Consider the following 16,441-nt stretch of genomic DNA (forward strand, 5'->3'; position numbering starts at 1 on the left):
CCGGCACAGTGCGCTCTTTTCACTCCATCAGCATTGGGAACGCGGTCATGACAGATACCACCTATTGCGGCTTTGTCGCCATCGTGGGCCGCCCCAACGTGGGCAAGTCCACCCTGCTCAACAAGTTGCTCGGCCAGAAGGTCAGCATCACCTCGAAGAAGCCCCAGACTACCCGTCACCGGATCCTGGGGATCGACACCGAGGAGAACCATCAGACCATCTATGTGGATACCCCGGGTCTGCACATCGAGGAGAAGCGGGCCATCAACCGCCTGATGAACCGCGCCGCCACCAGTTCCCTGGGGGACGTGGCCATGGTGGTGTTCGTGGTGGACGGCACCCACTGGACCAAGGATGACGAGATGGTGCTGGGCAAGCTGCGCCACCTCAAGTGCCCCGTGGTGCTGGCGGTCAACAAGATCGACAACGTCAAGGAGAAAGAGGATCTGCTGCCGCACCTCGAGTGGCTGGGTCAGCAGATGAACTTTGCCCACATCCTGCCCATCAGTGCCGAGAAGGGCACCAACGTGGAGAAGATCCGCGAGTGGGCCAAGGATCTGCTGCCGGAGAACGTCCATTTCTTCCCGGAAGATTACGTGACCGACCGCTCTTCCCGCTTCATGGCCTCCGAGATCATCCGCGAGAAGCTGATGCGCTTCACCGGCGAGGAGCTGCCCTATTCGGTGACAGTGGAGATCGAGCGCTTCAAGGTCGAGGAAAACGGTCTCTACCACATCCACGGGCTCATCCTGGTGGAGCGCGAAGGCCAGAAAAAGATGGTCATCGGTAACAAGGGCGAGAAGATCAAGACCATCGGCACAGAGGCGCGCATCGACATGGAACGGCTGTTCCAGAACAAGGTGCATCTCGAGCTGTGGGTCAAGGTCAAGTCCGGCTGGGCCGACGACGAGCGGGCCCTGCGCAGCCTCGGGTATGGCGACGACTGATTGCTGACCCCGGCTTTCGTCATCCACAGTCGGCCCTATCGGGAGACCAGCCAGCTGGTCGAGGTCTTCACCCAGGATAGCGGTCGATTCACCCTGGTGGCTCGCGGTTCCCGCGGGCCACGCTCCTCTCTGAAGGGGCTGCTTCAGCCCTTCACCCTGCTCACCATTGCCTGGCGCGGCAAGGGGGATCTCAAGAACCTCACCCAGGTGGAGTGCCCGGATCACTCGTTGCGCCTCGGCGGGGATCGTCTCTTCTACGGCCTCTATCTCAACGAGCTGGTCTACTACCTGCTGGAAGCGCACACCCCCTTCCCCGAGGTGTTCGACGCCTATGCCCGTGCCATCATGGCCCTGGCGGACGGCGAGACCCCGGAGCTGCCCCTGCGCCGCTTCGAGTTCCTGCTGCTGCAGGCCCTGGGCTACGCGGTGGACTTCGAATATGCCGCGGACGACGACTCCCCCATCGACCCTACCCTGCTCTACGGCTTCGAGCGGGAGCTCGGCTTTGTCGCTTGCGAGCGGGCGCCGGATCCCCGTACCCTGTTCCTCGGCGCCCACCTGCTGGCCTTCGCCGAAGGGCGTTTCGACACGCCTCCCTTGCTGCAGGCGGCCAAGCGTTTCAGCCGGCTGGCGCTGCAGCCCTATCTCGGCAAGCGTCAACTGAAGAGCAGGGAGCTCTTTTTGAAGCGAAAAGGCAGTGTTTCAAGCTGATTTTTATTATCTGGTGATGTTTTGTGTTTATGACATCGCCTTTCATGAACAATAATGCTGTCGCCGTGGCCAGAACCGGCCTGCGGCGGCACATGGACAGAGGAGTGGGCACCACCCGCTCCGGCATTCACAGATGACCTGTATCAAGGAGTAAGCAATGAGCGAGATCTACCTGGGTGTGAACATCGACCATATCGCCACCCTGCGCAACGCCCGCGGCACCCAGTATCCGGATCCGGTACAGGCCGCCTTCGTGGCCGAGCAGGCCGGTGCCGATGGCATCACGGTCCACCTGCGGGAAGATCGCCGCCACATCACCGACCGGGACGTGGAGATCCTGCGCCAGACCATCCAGACCAGGATGAACCTGGAGATGGCGGTGACCGAGGAGATGATCGGCATCGCCTGCCGCATCAAGCCCCACTTCGTCTGCCTGGTGCCGGAGAAGCGCACCGAGGTGACCACCGAGGGTGGCCTGGACGTGGCGGGCCAGCTGGACAAGGTGACCGATGCGGTGACCCGCCTGGCCGCCGTGGGCGCCCAGGTGTCGCTCTTCATCGATGCGGATCCGCTGCAGATCGATGCGGCCGCCGCGAGCGGTGCTCCCTTCATCGAGATCCACACCGGCCGCTACGCCGATGCCACCACGGATGCCGAGCGCAACGCCGAGTTCAAGCGCATCGCCGCCGGTGCTTCCTACGCCGCTGGCAAGGGCTTGAAGGTCAATGCGGGCCACGGCCTGCACTACCACAACGTCAAGGCCATCGCCGCCATCCCCGAGCTCTATGAGCTCAACATCGGTCACGCCATCATCGGTCGCGCTGCCTTCGACGGTCTGGCCAAGGCGGTCAGCGACATGCGTGCGCTGATGCAGGAAGCCCGTCAGGGGATCTGATGCCGCTTCGCTGGTATGAAAACCACAAGGGACGCTTCGGCGTCCCTTGTGGTTTTCAGGAGTGGAAGGCGGGGTGAACCCCGTGCTCATCTGGCATGGGGCCGGGCATCCGTGTGCAGAGGGGGAAAGGGAAGGGGCGTCTCAGTCTGGTTCCGGGAAGTAGCGCTCCAGCAGGGCGGTGAGGATGGCCTGGCACTCGGCATCCGGCTCGCCGGTGACCAGGGCGGGGCGAAAGTGAAGCTGGAAGGCGCGCAGGACGGCGCGGCTCTGCTCATCCCAGGTGCCGTGCTGGGGGAGGCCGTAGCCGTAACGGGCAAGCTGCTGCTGCCATTGCAGCGCATCCCAGGGGATGAGCTGCGTCTGGCGCAGCTCGGCCACCCGGGCCTCGTCGGGCCAGGCGCCGACACCGTAGCGCAGGGCGAGCTCGCGCCAGGGGAACCGGGGGCCGGGATCCTGCTTGCGCTCGGGGGCGACATCGCTGTGGGCCAGCACCTGGGTGGGGGGGATCTGGTAGCGTTCGACCAGATCCCGGGCGAGGGCGCCGAGGGCGGCGATCTGAGCAGGGGGATAGGGTTGCCAGTGTCTCAGATGGGCTGGCAGGGCCGCGTCTTTCTCTTCATACCCGAGATTCACTATCTCGATGCCGAGCGAACTGGCGTTGAGCCCGGCGTAGTGATGCCAGCGACTGCGTCCGGCGTGCCAGGCCCGCTGGCTGTCGGGCACCAGCTGGTAGACCGGAAACGGTTGCTCGTCGGTGTCGCGGGGGATCAGGTAGTGGGCGCTCACCTTGTGCTCCGGTTCGGTCAGCAGGCGCAGGGAGCGGGCATCCTCTTCATCCGTGTAGTGCAGGATGAGAAAGGCGATGCGTTCGTTCTGGCTGGCGCTCTGATGATCCTGGTTGAGACGATAGGGCGCAGGCTGGCAGGCGCCGAGCAGCAGGATGAGGGGCAGTGACCAGCGCCAGCGCGCCGCGAACCGGCACGCGCCGCCGCTCGCCGACGGGCGTGGAGTCAGCAGGCGGCGCCAGCCCATGGTCTAGCCTCGCACCTGGCCGGAGGTGGTCATCAGGGCCCGGGCCTGTATTTGGCGGTGAGGCCAATCAGGAAGTTGCGCAGGATCTGATCCCCGCAATCCTGATAGTGCTTGTGATCCCTGGCACGGAACAGGGCGCTCAGCTCGGACTTGGAGAGGTTGAAGTTCGCGAGCTTGAGGGTGCCCAGCATCTCCTCTTCCTTGTAGTTGAGGCCGATGCGCAGCTTGCGCAGGATCAGGTTGTTGTTGATCCGGTTCGGGATCACCTGGGGCGGGGCATCTTCCCGCACACCGCGGCGCAGGGCGATGAAGCCGTCGAGGAACTGGCTCAGTGCCGAGTCCGGGCAGGCGGCGAAGCCCGCTTCCTGTGCCTCGCCCTCTTCGGCCTCTTTCATCAGCCAGCCGTGCAACTGGGCATGGGTGATGGCCAGATTGCCCTTGGCAAAGATCTCGACCATCTGGTCGTTGCTGATGCTGAGGGCATAGCGCAGGCGGCGCAGAATATCGTTGTTGGTCATGTTGACTCCTGTGGAAACGGCGCAGATGTTACCACCTGCCGCCTGTCCAGTCAGAAAAAGCGCCTCAGTCGGTCAGGGCCAGGTAGCGGGGGGCCTCTTGCCTCACCTGCTCCAGGGCATCCTGCAGCTCCAGCAATTCGGGTTCCAGATCGCTCACGGCGACCCCGTCGCGCAGCTGCTGCTCGAGCTGGGAGAGCAGGCGTTGCAGACCCGGCACCCCGGAGTAGGCGCAGCCACCGTTGAGGCGGTGGAGCTGGGCCAGCACGTCTGCATCGTCGGCACTCCCTTCCAGCGCCGCCGCCAGAATGGGCTCCACCTCGTCGAAGCTGGCCAGCAACATGGTCAGCATCTCCCGGGCGAGGGCTGGCTTGCCGGCGGCCTGACGCACGGCGAGGGGCCAGTCTATCTGCTGATCCCCGTGATTCTGGTGCCGCCGGTGGGCGAAGTCGGTGATGAGCTGCGCCAGCATCCCCTCGTCGATGGGTTTGGCCAGGTAGTCGTCCATGCCCTGGCGAATGAGGCGCTCCCGCTCACCGGGAATGGCATGGGCGGTGACCGCGACGATGGGGGTCTCGGTATTGAGGGAGTGATGGCGGATCGCCTGGGTGGCGCTGATGCCGTCCATGACGGGCATCTGGATATCCATGAAGATGATGTCGAACGGCTGGCTCTGGGCCAGGTTGACCGCCTCCTTGCCGTTCTTGCACACCACCACCTCGGTCACCATCTCCTTGAGCATGGCGGCGATGAGCTTGAGGTTGGCGGCGTTGTCATCCACCGCCAGCACCTTGACCGCCTGCACGCTGCGCGGCGTCGGCGCGGGCAGGGGGGCACGGCGTACCGCCTCGGGGGAGAGCAGAGCGTGCAGCAACTTGCGATGGTTGATGGGCTTGGAGAGGCAGTGGACGGCGCCGTGGGCCAGCATGGCGTCATAGAGGGCCGGCTCGTGGCTGCTGAGCAGCACTATGGTGTTCTGCTGGCCGTCCAGTCCGTCGAGACGGGCAATCACCTGCTGCGGGCTGTGCAGGGTGCTGCTGCCGATGAGCACCATGTCCTGGCTGCTCATCGGGGGCCACTCCTCGTCCACCGTCAGGGAGTGCACATCCAGGTGCCACTCTCCCAGCAGGGCGAGCAGGGAGGCGTGAGTGAAGGGATCCGGCTCCAGCAGCCAGACCCGCTTGCCCTGGATGCGATCCAGCGGAAGCCGCTCGCTCTGGGGCAGGGGCGAGACATCCAGATCCAGGTGGAACGAGAAGACCGACCCCTTGCCGAGTTCGGATTCGAAGCGGATCTGGCCCCCCATCTGCTGCACCAGCTTCTGGGTGATGACGAGCCCGAGCCCGGTGCCCCCATAGCGGCGGGAGATGGAGGAGTCTGCCTGGTTGAAGGCCTGGAACAACTGGCGCTGCTGCTCTTCCGAGATGCCGATGCCGGTATCGCGAATCAGTACCCGCAGGCGCACCTTGTTGCCGCTGGATTCCCCGGTCTGCTCGACACGCACGTCCACGTTGCCTCGCTCGGTGAACTTGATGGCGTTGCCGGTGAGGTTGGTGAGCACCTGCTGCAGACGCATGGGGTCGCCGGTGAGGTAGTCCGGCACGGCGGCATCCACCTGGAGGGAGAGTTCGAGCTGCTTGTCGTGGGCGCTCGGCCCCAGCAGGTGCATGGTCTCGTTGAGGGTGTCCCGCAGGCTGAAGGGGATGTGCTCGAGCTGCAGCTTGCCCGCCTCCAGCTTGGAGAAGTCGAGGATGTCGTTGATGATCCCAAGGAGGTTGCGCGCCGACTTCTCGATGGTCTGCATGTAGTCGGTCTGGCTCGGGGTCAGACTGGTCTTGAGCAACTGGCGGGTGAAGCCGATGACCCCGTTGAGAGGGGTGCGCAGCTCGTGGGACATGTTGGCGAGGAACTCGGACTTGACCCTGGCCGCCTCCTGGGCGCGCTTCTTCGCCATGTCGAGCTCGACGTTCTGGATCTCGATCTGCTCGAGGGTCTCCCGCAGATCCGACGTCGCCTGATCGATGTTCTGCTGCATCTCCTCGTGATATTCGGAGAGCGCCTTGGCCATGGCGTTGATGCCGTTCTTGAGCATGTCCAGCTCGCCGGTGAGCTGGCCGCTGACCCGGGTATCGAGCCGCCCCTCCCTGATCCGGTGCACCGCCTGCACCATGTCGGTGATGGGCTGGGTCACGCTCTTGACCAGACGGAAGCCGAACAGGGCGCTGATGGCCAGCCCGATGAGCACGATGATGACCGCGAAGAAGGCGTCGCGGTACTGCAGGACGATGGCCCTGTCCGTGGCGAGCTGCATGGAGATGTAGCCGATGACCGGCGGCTCCAGATCGCTTGGCAGCGGGAAGCCGTCCAGGCTGGTCTCTGCCTGGATGGGGGTGCGCAGTATGATGTCATCGCCGTTGACGGAGACGCTGGTCAGGGCCGGGATGACGCTGCCGTCCGGCAGACGAAGCTGGCTGAAGTCCCTGTGGTAGTTGGACGTCACGAACAGCTGGTTCTCCTGGGTGAAGACGGCGATGGACTTGATGAAGGGCGAGTTCTTGCGATGGGTGAGCCCGATCAGCCGCTTGAGGGATTCGCGGCTGTGCTGTGTCATGCCGTATTCGCTGGCGATGGCCAGGGGCTCGATGATGTTGATGCCCTGATCGATGAGGTTGTTTTCCAGCTGCTGATAGCGGTGGAAGGTGAAATAGCCGGCGATGAGGCCGCCAATGATGAGGGTCGGCAAGATGGTGAAGGCCAGCACCCGGGCCCTGAGACCGTACTTGGTCATGCCGCCGACCCGCCTTTCGCAAGAGAAGCCATGACCCGGGGTGCATGCAGGCACCGGGGTCGGGCAGGCAATACAGTCATTGTCGCTGTACGGGGTCTCAGGCCGTATCCGGTCATATCAATGGGCCACTTTTGGTCAGAATGGACGATGGGGCGGATGCCGCGGCTGGGGCCCTCAGGCCGTATTTGGTCATACGATTATTCTTGTGGGACAATGGTCTGCCGCAGATTCCACAATCATGACATAGCCACCTATAGGCACCAAGTTTTATGGCCCAGTTTTTCAAGCCCCAAAAGAAATCCACCCAGCCCCAACGTATTGAATTTACGGTAGACAGTCTGGATCACCACTGTGTCGGCGTCGGCCGTCATCAGGGCAAGGCCATCTTCGTCGAAGGGGCGCTGCCCGGCGAGGCCATCAAGGCCCGCATCATCGACGACAAGAAGCACTATGCCCACGCCGCCCTGCAACAGGTGGTGACCCCGGCGGCCAACCGGGTCGCCCCCTTCTGCGACCACTATCGCGAGTGTGGCGGTTGCAGTGCCCAGCACCTGGGAGAGGGAGATCAACTGGCGGCCAAGGAGGCGGGGCTGGTCAGCCTGTTCGAGCGCCTTGGCAACATCCAGGCGCCAGCGTTGGCACCTGCGCTGACGGGGGAGTCTCGCGCCTACCGCCGGGTCTGCCGTCTGGCCATCAAGTTTGACAAGAACGGTCGCTGTACCCGGGTGGGCTTTCGTCGTCGCCAGTCGAACGATCTGGTAGAGATTGCCGGCTGTCCTGTGCTGGCCGAGCCCCTCTCCGCCCTTATCGCCCCTCTGCGCGAATGCCTCAACCGGCTGAAGAGCCAGCGCGAACTGGGCCATGCGGAACTCATTCAGGGGGAGCAGGGCATTCTGATGCTGCTGCGCCACACCGGTCGCCCCACCGAGGCGGACCGGGCGCACTTGACTGAGTTTGCCACCGCCCAGGGGATAGACCTCTATCTGCAGGCGGCGGACGAGCAGATCGAACCTCTGCGTCAACAGTCTCAACCAAGTTACACGCTGGATGGCCTGTCTCTTGCATTCGCTCCCGGCGACTTCATCCAGGTCAACGGGCCCGTCAACCAGCGCATGGTGGAGCAGGCATTGAGCTGGCTCGACGCAGGCAAGGATGACAAGGTGCTGGACCTCTTCTGCGGCATCGGCAACTTCACCCTGCCGCTGGCCCGTCAGGCCCGCGAAGTGGTGGGGGTGGAAGGGGAGTTCGCCATGGTGACGCGTGCACAGGAGAATGCCCGCCGCAACGGTATCGACAACGCCCGCTTCTACAAGGCGGACTTGAGCGGCGACATCGTGGGCATGTCCTGGGCCCGGGAAGGGTTCGATCTGGTACTGCTGGATCCAGCCAGACCCGGGGCGCTGGAGGTGATGAGCCACGTGGTGGCACTTTCCCCCAAACGGGTGGTCTATGTTTCCTGTAACCCGGTCACCCTGGCCCGTGACAGTCAGGTGCTGGTGCAGGGGGGCTACAAGCTGACCCGTCTGGGGATGCTGGACATGTTCCCCCACACCGGTCATCTGGAGTCCATGGCGCTGTTCGAACGGGGCTGAGTCGAGGCGACCGCATTATTCTGGGTGAATCAAGATGCGGTCGTGATGATTTTTCGACGTGCATGATGCTGCCAGAGTGAGGTAAAACAGGTGTTTTTCGCTGCCTTCAACGGGCAGGGCAGAATGCGGTTATCTTGGTTTTCCAGCGGCGGCAGCGCTGTTTGAGCGGGAGTGATTAGGGTAATCTAGGTCGTCGATAGTGGATCGGATGCGGGGAAGAGCCCTGTCACCTTGCGCGGTGACATGCCTTGAAAACTCTTTCATGCATCCCCATTTGAGGCAGTCATCAGTTGATGAGGGGATGAGGAGAGCATCGGCTTTCGACCCCACACTTTTAAGGATTGATACCATGGTTGCGGTGCGCGATATTCATTTGAAAGACAATTTCACTCTGGATGAGTGGGTCAGTTCCCTTACCCTGAGTGAAAGTGACAAGAATCAGTTGCGAACCGTCTACCAGTATTGCCTGACCCTGGGTGACGAAGCGCTCACCAACCGCCTGCTGGTGCGCGGGGTCGAGATGGTGGGCATACTGCTGATGCTCAGCATGGATCTCGCCACCCTCAAGGCCGCCATTCTCTATCCCTTCGTCGAAGCCGGTCTCATCAGCCAGGAAAAGGTGAACGAGGACTTCGGCCCCAAGATCGCCAAGCTGGTGGAAGGGGTGCTGGAGATGGAGGCCATCCGCTCCCTGCAAACCCTTCACCGCAGCGAAACCTCACCGGAGCAGGTGGACAACGTGCGCCGCATGCTGCTCGCCATGGTCGAGGACGTGCGCGCCGTGGTCATCAAGCTGGCGGAGCGCATCGCCTGCCTGCGTGAGGCGAAGAAGGCGGATGAGGAGACCCGGGTGCTGATGGCCCAGGAGATCACCAACATCTATGCCCCCCTTGCGAACCGCCTCGGTATCGGTCAGCTCAAGTGGGAGCTCGAGGATCTCGCCTTCCGCTACCTGCACCCGGACACCTACAAGCAGATCGCCAAGCAGCTCGACGAGAAACGGCTCGACCGCGAGCGCTACATCCGCGAATTCGTGCAGTCTCTGCGCGATGCCCTGGCCGAGGCCGGCGTCGAGGCCGAGGTCTATGGCCGACCGAAACACATCTACAGCATCTGGCGCAAGATGCAGAAGAAGCACCTCGAATTCAACGAGCTGTTCGATGTGCGCGCGGTGCGGGTGATCACCAAGCGGCTGCAGGATTGCTACGCGGCGCTCGGTATCGTTCACACCCACTTCCACCATATTCCCCGCGAATTTGACGACTATGTCGCCAACCCCAAGCCCAATGGCTACCAGTCCATCCACACCGTGGTGGTGGGGGAGGAGGGCAAGACGGTGGAGATCCAGATCCGTACCGAGCAGATGCATCAGGATGCGGAGCTCGGTGTCGCTGCGCACTGGCGCTACAAGGAAGGGGCCCAGGCCGCTGCCAAGACCAGCACCTTCGAAGACAAGATCGAATGGCTGCGCAAACTCCTCGCCTGGCAGGAGGATCTCTCGGAGAGCGGCTCCTTGCTGGACGATCTGCGCAGTCAGGTGTTCGAGGACAGGGTTTATGTCTTCACTCCCAAGGGCGATGTCATCGACCTGCCGGCAGGGGCGACGCCGCTCGACTTCGCCTATCACGTGCACAGCATGATCGGTCACCGCTGCATCGGCACCAAGATCGACGGTCGTATCGTCCCCTTCACCTATACGCTACAGACCGGCGACCAGGTGGAGGTGATCACCCAGAAGGAGCCGAACCCGAGCCGCGACTGGATGAACCCGAACGCTGGCTTCCTGCGCTCCAGCCGGGCGCGGGCCAAGGTGGCTACCTGGTTCAGAAAGCTGGACCGGGACAAGAACATCGCCGCTGGCAAGGAGCTGCTGGAGAAAGAGCTGGACAGACACAACCTCACCCTATCCAAGGTGGACAAGGTGGTGCTGGAGCGCTTCCATGCGGAGGAGCTGGAAGATTTGCTGGCCGGTATCGGCAGCGGCGACATCCGCATCAACCAGCTGCTCAATTATCTGGACACCCGCTACAACAAGCCGACGGCGGAAGAAGAAGATCGCCGTCTGCTGGAGAAGCTGGAGCAGAAGGCCAATGTGCCCTTCCGCCCCAAACCCAAGGATCACATCGTGGTGGAAGGGGTGGGCAACCTGATGACTCACATCGCCCGCTGCTGCCAGCCCATCCCGGGGGACGCCATCCAGGGCTTCATCACCATGGGACGGGGGGTTTCCATCCACCGGGAGGATTGCGAGCAGCTCAAGGAGCTGTCGCGTCGCAACCCGGAGCGCCTGATCGATGCGGTCTGGGGGGAGAACTACTCCGGCGGTTACGGTCTCACCATCCGCATTCTCTCCAACGACAGGTCCGGCCTGCTGCGCGACATCACCACCGTGCTCGCCAACGAGAAGATCAACGTGATGGGAGTGCGTTCGCGCTCCAACGTGCGCGAGCAGACCGCCGAAATAGACATGGAGCTGGAGATTTACAACATCAACGCCTTCAACCGGGCGTTGGCCAAGCTCAGTCAGCTCAACGACGTGATCAGCGCCAAGCGGCTGTAATGCTCAACCGACCGGCCCCAGTGGCCGGTCTGCATTTTCTCCCTCCTTGCAGAGCATTGAAGACGGATATCATGCGCCCCATCTCCGTCCGCCATGGCTCCATATCATCTGGAACAGTGGCGTGAGCGGATATTCATGAACCCCATTTACCGAATCGAAAGTGAGTTGCCCATGTCCCAACGCTACGACCTTCCCCAACTGCTCGACATCATGGCCAGATTGCGTGACCCGAACGGGGGCTGCCCCTGGGATCTCAAGCAGAGCTTCCAGACCATAGTGCCGCACACCCTGGAGGAGGCCTACGAGGTGGCGGATGCCATCGAGAGCGAAGATTGGCAAGGGCTGAAGGGGGAACTCGGTGATCTGCTGTTCCAGGTCGTGTTCTATGCCCAGCTCGGCAAGGAGCAGGGGTTGTTCGACTTTGCCGACATCGTCGATACCGTGAGCGAGAAGCTCATTCGCCGCCACCCCCATGTTTTCTCCGATGCCGATCTCGGTGACGAGAAGGCGGTCAAAGCGAACTGGGAGGCGGAAAAGGCGAAAGAGCGTGCGGCGCTCGACAAGGAGAGCGTGCTGGACGATATCCCCCTCTCCCTGCCTGCCCTGACCCGGGCAGCCAAGATCCAGAAGCGCTGCGCCACCGTCGGTTTTGACTGGAAGACCCTGGGGCCCGTGGTGGACAAGATCCACGAGGAGATCGAGGAGGTGATGGAAGAGGCGCTGATGGTAGACGTGGACGAGACTCGGGTGAGCGACGAGCTCGGCGATCTCTTGTTTGCCACCGTCAACCTGGTGCGCCATCTGGGTAAGGATCCCGAGCAGGTGCTGCGGGCTGCCAACACCAAGTTTGAGCGTCGTTTTCGTCAAGTTGAACACTTTATTGCCGCAGAAGGTCTGAAAATGACGGATTGCTCCCTGGAGAAGCTGGACGAGGCCTGGAACAAGGCCAAGGAAACCGAGCAAAGTTGATTTGGCGCAAGACGGGGCGGCGGGGAGCCTGATAGATTTTTGTTCATTGTTTGGGAATGGGGGTTTTGGTATACTGTTTCCCCGTCCTGCTTCATCCCCGAAGCACCCCTTAAAATTCCCTAAACTTCTTTCAGGTTCAGCATGACGACCAAATATATTTTTGTGACTGGTGGCGTTGTTTCATCCCTCGGCAAAGGCATTGCCGCAGCTTCTCTGGCAGCCATTCTGGAAGCCCGTGGTCTGGATGTGACCATCATGAAACTGGACCCGTACATCAACGTGGATCCGGGCACCATGAGCCCGACCCAGCATGGTGAAGTGTTCGTAACCGAGGACGGGGCCGAAACCGATCTGGATTTGGGCCACTACGAGCGTTTCATCCGCACCAAGATGACCCGCCGCAACAACTTCACCACCGGCCGCATCTATGCAGACGTGCTGCGCAAGGAGCGTCGTGGTGACTATCTGGGCGCCACCATCCAGGTGATCCCGCACATCACCAACGCCATCAAGGAGCGGGTGATTGCCGGTGCCGAAGGCCATCAGGTTGCCATCGTCGAAGTGGGCGGTACCGTGGGCGACATCGAGTCCCTGCCGTTCCTTGAAGCCATTCGTCAGCTGGCGGCCATCGTGGGTCGCAACAATGCCATGTTCATGCACCTGACCCTGGTTCCTTACCTGGCCGCCGCCGGCGAGGTGAAGACCAAGCCGACCCAGCACTCCGTGAAGGAGCTGCTCTCCATCGGTATCCAGCCGGATGTGCTGATCTGCCGCTCCGACCGCGCCATTCCGGCCAACGAGCGTGCCAAGATCGCCCTGTTCTGCAACGTGCCCGAGCGCGCCGTCATCTCCATGAAGGATGTCGACTCCATCTACAAGATCCCGGCGCTGCTGAAATCCCAGGGTCTGGACGGTTACATCACCGAGCGCTTCGGCATCGAGTGCAAAGAAGCCGACCTGGCCGAGTGGGAACAGGTCATCTATGAAGAGGCCAACCCGACTGCCGAAGTCACCATCGGCATGGTGGGCAAGTATGTCTCCCTGCCGGACGCCTACAAGTCCGTCAACGAAGCGCTCAAGCACGGTGGCCTGAAGACCCGTCTCTCCGTCAACATCAAGTACATTGACTCCCAGGACATCGAGACCCGTGGCGCCGAGCTGCTGGAAGGTCTGGATGCGATCCTGGTACCGGGTGGCTTCGGCGAACGCGGCGTGGAAGGCAAGATCCTGGCCGCCAAATATGCCCGCGAGAACAAGATCCCGTACCTCGGTATCTGCCTGGGCATGCAGGTTGCCTTGATCGAATACGCCCGCAACGTGGCGGGCATGGAAGGGGCTCACTCCTCCGAGTTCAAGAAAGACAGCCCGTTCCCCGTGGTCGGTCTCATCACCGAGTGGGTGGATGATGAAGGCAACGTCGAGACCCGGACCGAGAAGTCCGATCTGGGCGGTACCATGCGTCTGGGCTCCCAGCTCTGCCACCTGGTGGAAGATTCCAAGGTCCGTCAGATGTACGGCAGCCCGACCATTTACGAGCGCCACCGTCACCGTTATGAAGTGAACAACAAGCTGCTGCCGCAGATTGAAGCGGCAGGCCTGAAGGTGACCGGTCTCTCCGCCGACAAGAAGCTGGTGGAAATCATCGAGATCCCGGATCACCCCTGGTTCGTGGCCGCGCAGTTCCACCCGGAGTTCACCTCGACTCCCCGTGATGGCCACGCCCTGTTCGCCGGTTTTGTGAAGGCGGCGGGCGAGTATCAGAAGCGTAATTTGAAGTAATTGAAAATAAATGCGGTTGGGGCTCTGTGCCACAGCCGCTTTTTTTGGCATATTTTTGTTGTTTTTTTACGAAACCTGAGGAAATACACATGTCCAAGATCGTTAAAGTGATCGGTCGTGAAATCATCGACTCCCGTGGTAACCCGACCGTTGAGGCCGAAGTTCACCTGGAAGGTGGTTTTGTTGGTATGGCAGCCGCTCCGTCTGGCGCGTCCACCGGTTCCCGCGAAGCGCTGGAACTGCGTGACGGCGACAAGAGCCGTTTCCTGGGTAAAGGCGTGCTGAAAGCCATCGAAGCTGTCAACGGCCCGATCGCTCAGGCTCTGCTGGGTAAAGATGCCAAGGACCAGGCCACTGTCGACCAGATCATGATCGACCTCGACGGTACCGAGAACAAATCCAAGTTCGGCGCCAACGCCATCCTGGCTGTTTCCCTGGCCAACGCCAAAGCTGCCGCTGCTGCCAAAGGCATGCCGCTGTACGCCCACATCGCCGAGCTGAACGGCACCCCGGGTGTTTACTCCATGCCGCTGCCGATGATGAACATCATCAACGGTGGTGAGCACGCCGACAACAACGTCGACATCCAGGAGTTCATGATCCAGCCGGTTGGCGCCAAGACCCTGAAAGAAGCCGTTCGCATGGGCGCAGAAGTGTTCCACAACCTGGCCAAAGTGCTGAAGTCCAAGGGCTACAACACTGCCGTCGGTGACGAAGGTGGTTTCGCTCCGAACCTGAAATCCAACGCCGAAGCGCTGGAAGTGATCGCTGAAGCCGTTGCCGCTGCCGGTTACAAACTGGGCACCGACATCACCCTGGCTATGGACTGCGCTGCTTCCGAGTTCTACGACGCAGAGAAGAAAGAGTACAACCTGAAAGGCGAAGGTCGTGTCTTCACCTCCAACGGTTTCTCCGACTTCCTGGCTGACCTGACCACCAAGTTCCCGATCGTCTCCATCGAAGATGGCCTGGACGAATCTGACTGGGAAGGTTTCGCCTACCAGACTGCTGAACTGGGCAAGAAAATCCAGATCGTTGGTGACGACCTGTTCGTAACCAACACCAAGATCCTGAAGCGCGGTATCGACAATGGCATCGCCAACTCCATCCTGATCAAGTTCAACCAGATCGGTTCCCTGACCGAAACTCTGGCTGCCATCAAGATGGCCAAAGACGCTGGCTACACTGCCGTCATCTCCCACCGCTCCGGTGAGACCGAAGACGCGACCATCGCCGACCTGGCTGTGGGTACCGCTGCTGGCCAGATCAAGACCGGTTCCATGAGCCGTTCTGACCGTGTTGCCAAGTACAACCAGCTGATCCGTATCGAAGAAGCCCTGGGTGCCAAGGCTCCGTTCCGTGGTCTGAAAGAAGTGAAGAACCAGGCTTAATTTTCGCCTGCGTTCATGCTTCACAAAGCCCCGCCATCTGGCGGGGCTTTTTCGTTCTGCGCTTATGGGCGTGTGCGACCTGCATTTTTTATTCCGACCAACCCATCCGGCACACAGGCTTTCTTTTGTCTTGCCTGCGAATATGGGAAACTAGGCCGCTTGAAGGAGACTCAGTGCATGCGGCTACTCACTCTTATCCTGCTCCTCCTGTTGGGAGGGCTGCAATATGACCTCTGGCTGGGGAAAAACGGCCTCTCCGACTATCGGGAACTCTCCACCGCCATCGAGCGGCAGCAACAGGACAACCTGGTACTCAAGGACCGCAACAGCCTGATTTACCGGGAAATCGACGATCTTACCTCTGGCCTTGAGGCCATCGAGGAGTTGTCGCGCAACGATCTTGGCTACATCAAGCAGGGCGAGACCTTCTACCGAATCATTCCCAAAGAAAAGGATCAGGTGACGGAGCCTGATGGTGCCCCCTACGATGACTGATAGCCTGAGCGGCCTGACCGCCATCGTCCCGGCTGCCGGTATTGGTAGTCGCATGGGGGCCAGTTGCCCCAAGCAGTACCTTTCCCTGGCAGGGAAATGCATTCTGGAGCACACCCTGGAGCGTCTGCTCTCCCATCCCGCCATCGCCCGTGTGATCGTGGCGCTGGCGCCCCACGATCGCTGGTTTGAGACCTTGACCGTGGCAACCGATCCGCGGGTGCTGCGAGTGCAAGGGGGAAGCGAGCGCGCCTTCTCCGTGCTCAATGCGTTGCACGTGGCAGAAGGGGAGTGGGCACTGGTGCATGACGCCGCCCGGCCCTGTCTGACCCACGAGGATCTCGATGCGCTCATTGCTGCCGCCATGGCCTCTGGCGGTGCCATCCTCGGCAGCCGGGTGCGCGATACCATGAAGCGCACCGATGCGGCCGGCAATATCCTCGCCACCGTGGATCGCGAGCAGCTCTGGCATGCCCTGACGCCCCAGATGTTTTTGGTCCGCCCCCTCAAGCGGGCGCTGGAGGAGGGGCTGGCGCTCGGCGCCGCCATCACCGATGAAGCCTCCGCCATGGAGCGGGCCGGTTTCCCCGTGCGCATGGTGGAAGGGCGGGCCGATAACATCAAGGTGACCCGGCCGGAAGATCTCTCCCTGGCCGGGCTCTATTTACAGCAACAACGTGCGTGCCGGTCGGCACGACCCGATTCATCCCCAGAGGAGCAGGCATGATCCGCACCGGACATGGTTTTGATGAGACAGATTTCCGTGTATT

Annotated in this window: 13 protein-coding genes; 10 read left to right on the plus strand and 3 right to left on the minus strand. The window is 61.6% G+C overall.

The features are described 5' to 3' along the window. Positions 1–47: 47 nt before the first annotated feature. From era to pdxJ, 3 genes are all read left to right on the plus strand, one after another. Positions 48–947 carry a GTPase Era gene (era, locus tag OKC41_RS05385; protein WP_010675638.1) on the plus strand — a complete coding sequence of 300 codons (900 nt, stop codon included), beginning with the start codon at positions 48–50 and terminating at the stop codon, positions 945–947. Beyond that, positions 948–1,658: a DNA repair protein RecO gene (recO, locus tag OKC41_RS05390; protein WP_039040537.1), complete on the plus strand. Its 711-nt coding sequence runs from the start codon at positions 948–950 to the stop codon at positions 1,656–1,658. A gap of 157 nt (positions 1,659–1,815) precedes the next feature. Next, positions 1,816–2,553 (plus strand): pyridoxine 5'-phosphate synthase, encoded by a 738-nt coding sequence (gene pdxJ / locus OKC41_RS05395; RefSeq protein ID WP_010675636.1) that lies wholly within the window; start codon positions 1,816–1,818, stop codon positions 2,551–2,553. A gap of 141 nt (positions 2,554–2,694) precedes the next feature. On the opposite strand, the gene OKC41_RS05400 is transcribed toward pdxJ, so the two are convergent. From OKC41_RS05400 to barA, 3 genes are all read right to left on the minus strand, one after another. After that, on the minus strand, positions 2,695–3,585 hold the full coding sequence (locus tag OKC41_RS05400) for an N-acetylmuramoyl-L-alanine amidase (RefSeq protein ID WP_270671772.1): 891 nt from the start codon (positions 3,583–3,585) through the stop codon (positions 2,695–2,697). Positions 3,586–3,617: 32 nt separating this feature from the next. Beyond that, a complete protein-coding gene (locus OKC41_RS05405; protein ID WP_010675634.1) occupies positions 3,618–4,103 on the minus strand; it encodes a DUF1456 family protein in 486 nt (161 codons plus the stop codon). 64 nt (positions 4,104–4,167) lie between these two features. Next, positions 4,168–6,888 (minus strand): two-component sensor histidine kinase BarA, encoded by a 2,721-nt coding sequence (gene barA, locus OKC41_RS05410; RefSeq protein ID WP_182976337.1) that lies wholly within the window; start codon positions 6,886–6,888, stop codon positions 4,168–4,170. Between the two features lie 269 nt (positions 6,889–7,157). Between barA and rlmD the strand changes: the two genes are divergently transcribed. The 7 genes from rlmD (at position 7,158) to ispD (ending at position 16,398) form a co-directional block, all read left to right on the plus strand. Continuing rightward, entirely contained in the window at positions 7,158–8,480 is a 1,323-nt protein-coding gene (gene rlmD / locus OKC41_RS05415; protein ID WP_201894653.1) for a 23S rRNA (uracil(1939)-C(5))-methyltransferase RlmD, read from the plus strand. Between the two features lie 349 nt (positions 8,481–8,829). After that, entirely contained in the window at positions 8,830–11,040 is a 2,211-nt protein-coding gene (gene relA / locus OKC41_RS05420; RefSeq protein WP_010675631.1) for a GTP diphosphokinase, read from the plus strand. A 171-nt stretch (positions 11,041–11,211) separates the two neighbouring features. After that, positions 11,212–12,009, plus strand: coding sequence for a nucleoside triphosphate pyrophosphohydrolase (gene mazG / locus OKC41_RS05425; protein WP_043154806.1), 798 nt, complete (start codon positions 11,212–11,214; stop codon positions 12,007–12,009). A gap of 141 nt (positions 12,010–12,150) precedes the next feature. Further along, complete coding sequence (gene pyrG / locus OKC41_RS05430) at positions 12,151–13,788, plus strand: glutamine hydrolyzing CTP synthase (protein ID WP_010675629.1); 1,638 nt, start codon at positions 12,151–12,153, stop codon at positions 13,786–13,788. 89 nt (positions 13,789–13,877) lie between these two features. Further along, positions 13,878–15,179 carry a phosphopyruvate hydratase gene (gene eno / locus OKC41_RS05435; protein WP_005335583.1) on the plus strand — a complete coding sequence of 434 codons (1,302 nt, stop codon included), beginning with the start codon at positions 13,878–13,880 and terminating at the stop codon, positions 15,177–15,179. Positions 15,180–15,356: 177 nt separating this feature from the next. Continuing rightward, positions 15,357–15,674: a cell division protein FtsB gene (ftsB, locus tag OKC41_RS05440; protein WP_010675628.1), complete on the plus strand. Its 318-nt coding sequence runs from the start codon at positions 15,357–15,359 to the stop codon at positions 15,672–15,674. Beyond that, positions 15,667–16,398, plus strand: coding sequence for a 2-C-methyl-D-erythritol 4-phosphate cytidylyltransferase (ispD, locus tag OKC41_RS05445; protein WP_128342489.1), 732 nt, complete (start codon positions 15,667–15,669; stop codon positions 16,396–16,398). Before ftsB ends, ispD begins: the two co-directional genes overlap by 8 nt. The last annotated feature ends 43 nt before the right edge of the window (positions 16,399–16,441 follow it).

Origin of the sequence: Aeromonas sp. QDB17 (assembly GCF_027705305.1) — a bacterium.
Taxonomy (GTDB): domain Bacteria; phylum Pseudomonadota; class Gammaproteobacteria; order Enterobacterales; family Aeromonadaceae; genus Aeromonas; species Aeromonas caviae.

Bases quoted from the DNA above. Each gene is read 5' to 3' on its own strand.
- rlmD (WP_201894653.1), top strand. From the start codon at position 7,158: ATGGCCCAGTTTTTCAAGCCCCAAAAGAAATCCACCCAGCCCCAACGT.
- OKC41_RS05405 (WP_010675634.1), bottom strand. From the start codon at position 4,103: ATGACCAACAACGATATTCTGCGCCGCCTGCGCTATGCCCTCAGCATC.
- mazG (WP_043154806.1), top strand. From the start codon at position 11,212: ATGTCCCAACGCTACGACCTTCCCCAACTGCTCGACATCATGGCCAGA.
- ftsB (WP_010675628.1), top strand. From the start codon at position 15,357: ATGCGGCTACTCACTCTTATCCTGCTCCTCCTGTTGGGAGGGCTGCAA.
- relA (WP_010675631.1), top strand. From the start codon at position 8,830: ATGGTTGCGGTGCGCGATATTCATTTGAAAGACAATTTCACTCTGGAT.
- OKC41_RS05400 (WP_270671772.1), bottom strand. From the start codon at position 3,585: ATGGGCTGGCGCCGCCTGCTGACTCCACGCCCGTCGGCGAGCGGCGGC.
- pyrG (WP_010675629.1), top strand. From the start codon at position 12,151: ATGACGACCAAATATATTTTTGTGACTGGTGGCGTTGTTTCATCCCTC.
- barA (WP_182976337.1), bottom strand. From the start codon at position 6,888: ATGACCAAGTACGGTCTCAGGGCCCGGGTGCTGGCCTTCACCATCTTG.
- era (WP_010675638.1), top strand. From the start codon at position 48: ATGACAGATACCACCTATTGCGGCTTTGTCGCCATCGTGGGCCGCCCC.
- pdxJ (WP_010675636.1), top strand. From the start codon at position 1,816: ATGAGCGAGATCTACCTGGGTGTGAACATCGACCATATCGCCACCCTG.
- eno (WP_005335583.1), top strand. From the start codon at position 13,878: ATGTCCAAGATCGTTAAAGTGATCGGTCGTGAAATCATCGACTCCCGT.
- ispD (WP_128342489.1), top strand. From the start codon at position 15,667: ATGACTGATAGCCTGAGCGGCCTGACCGCCATCGTCCCGGCTGCCGGT.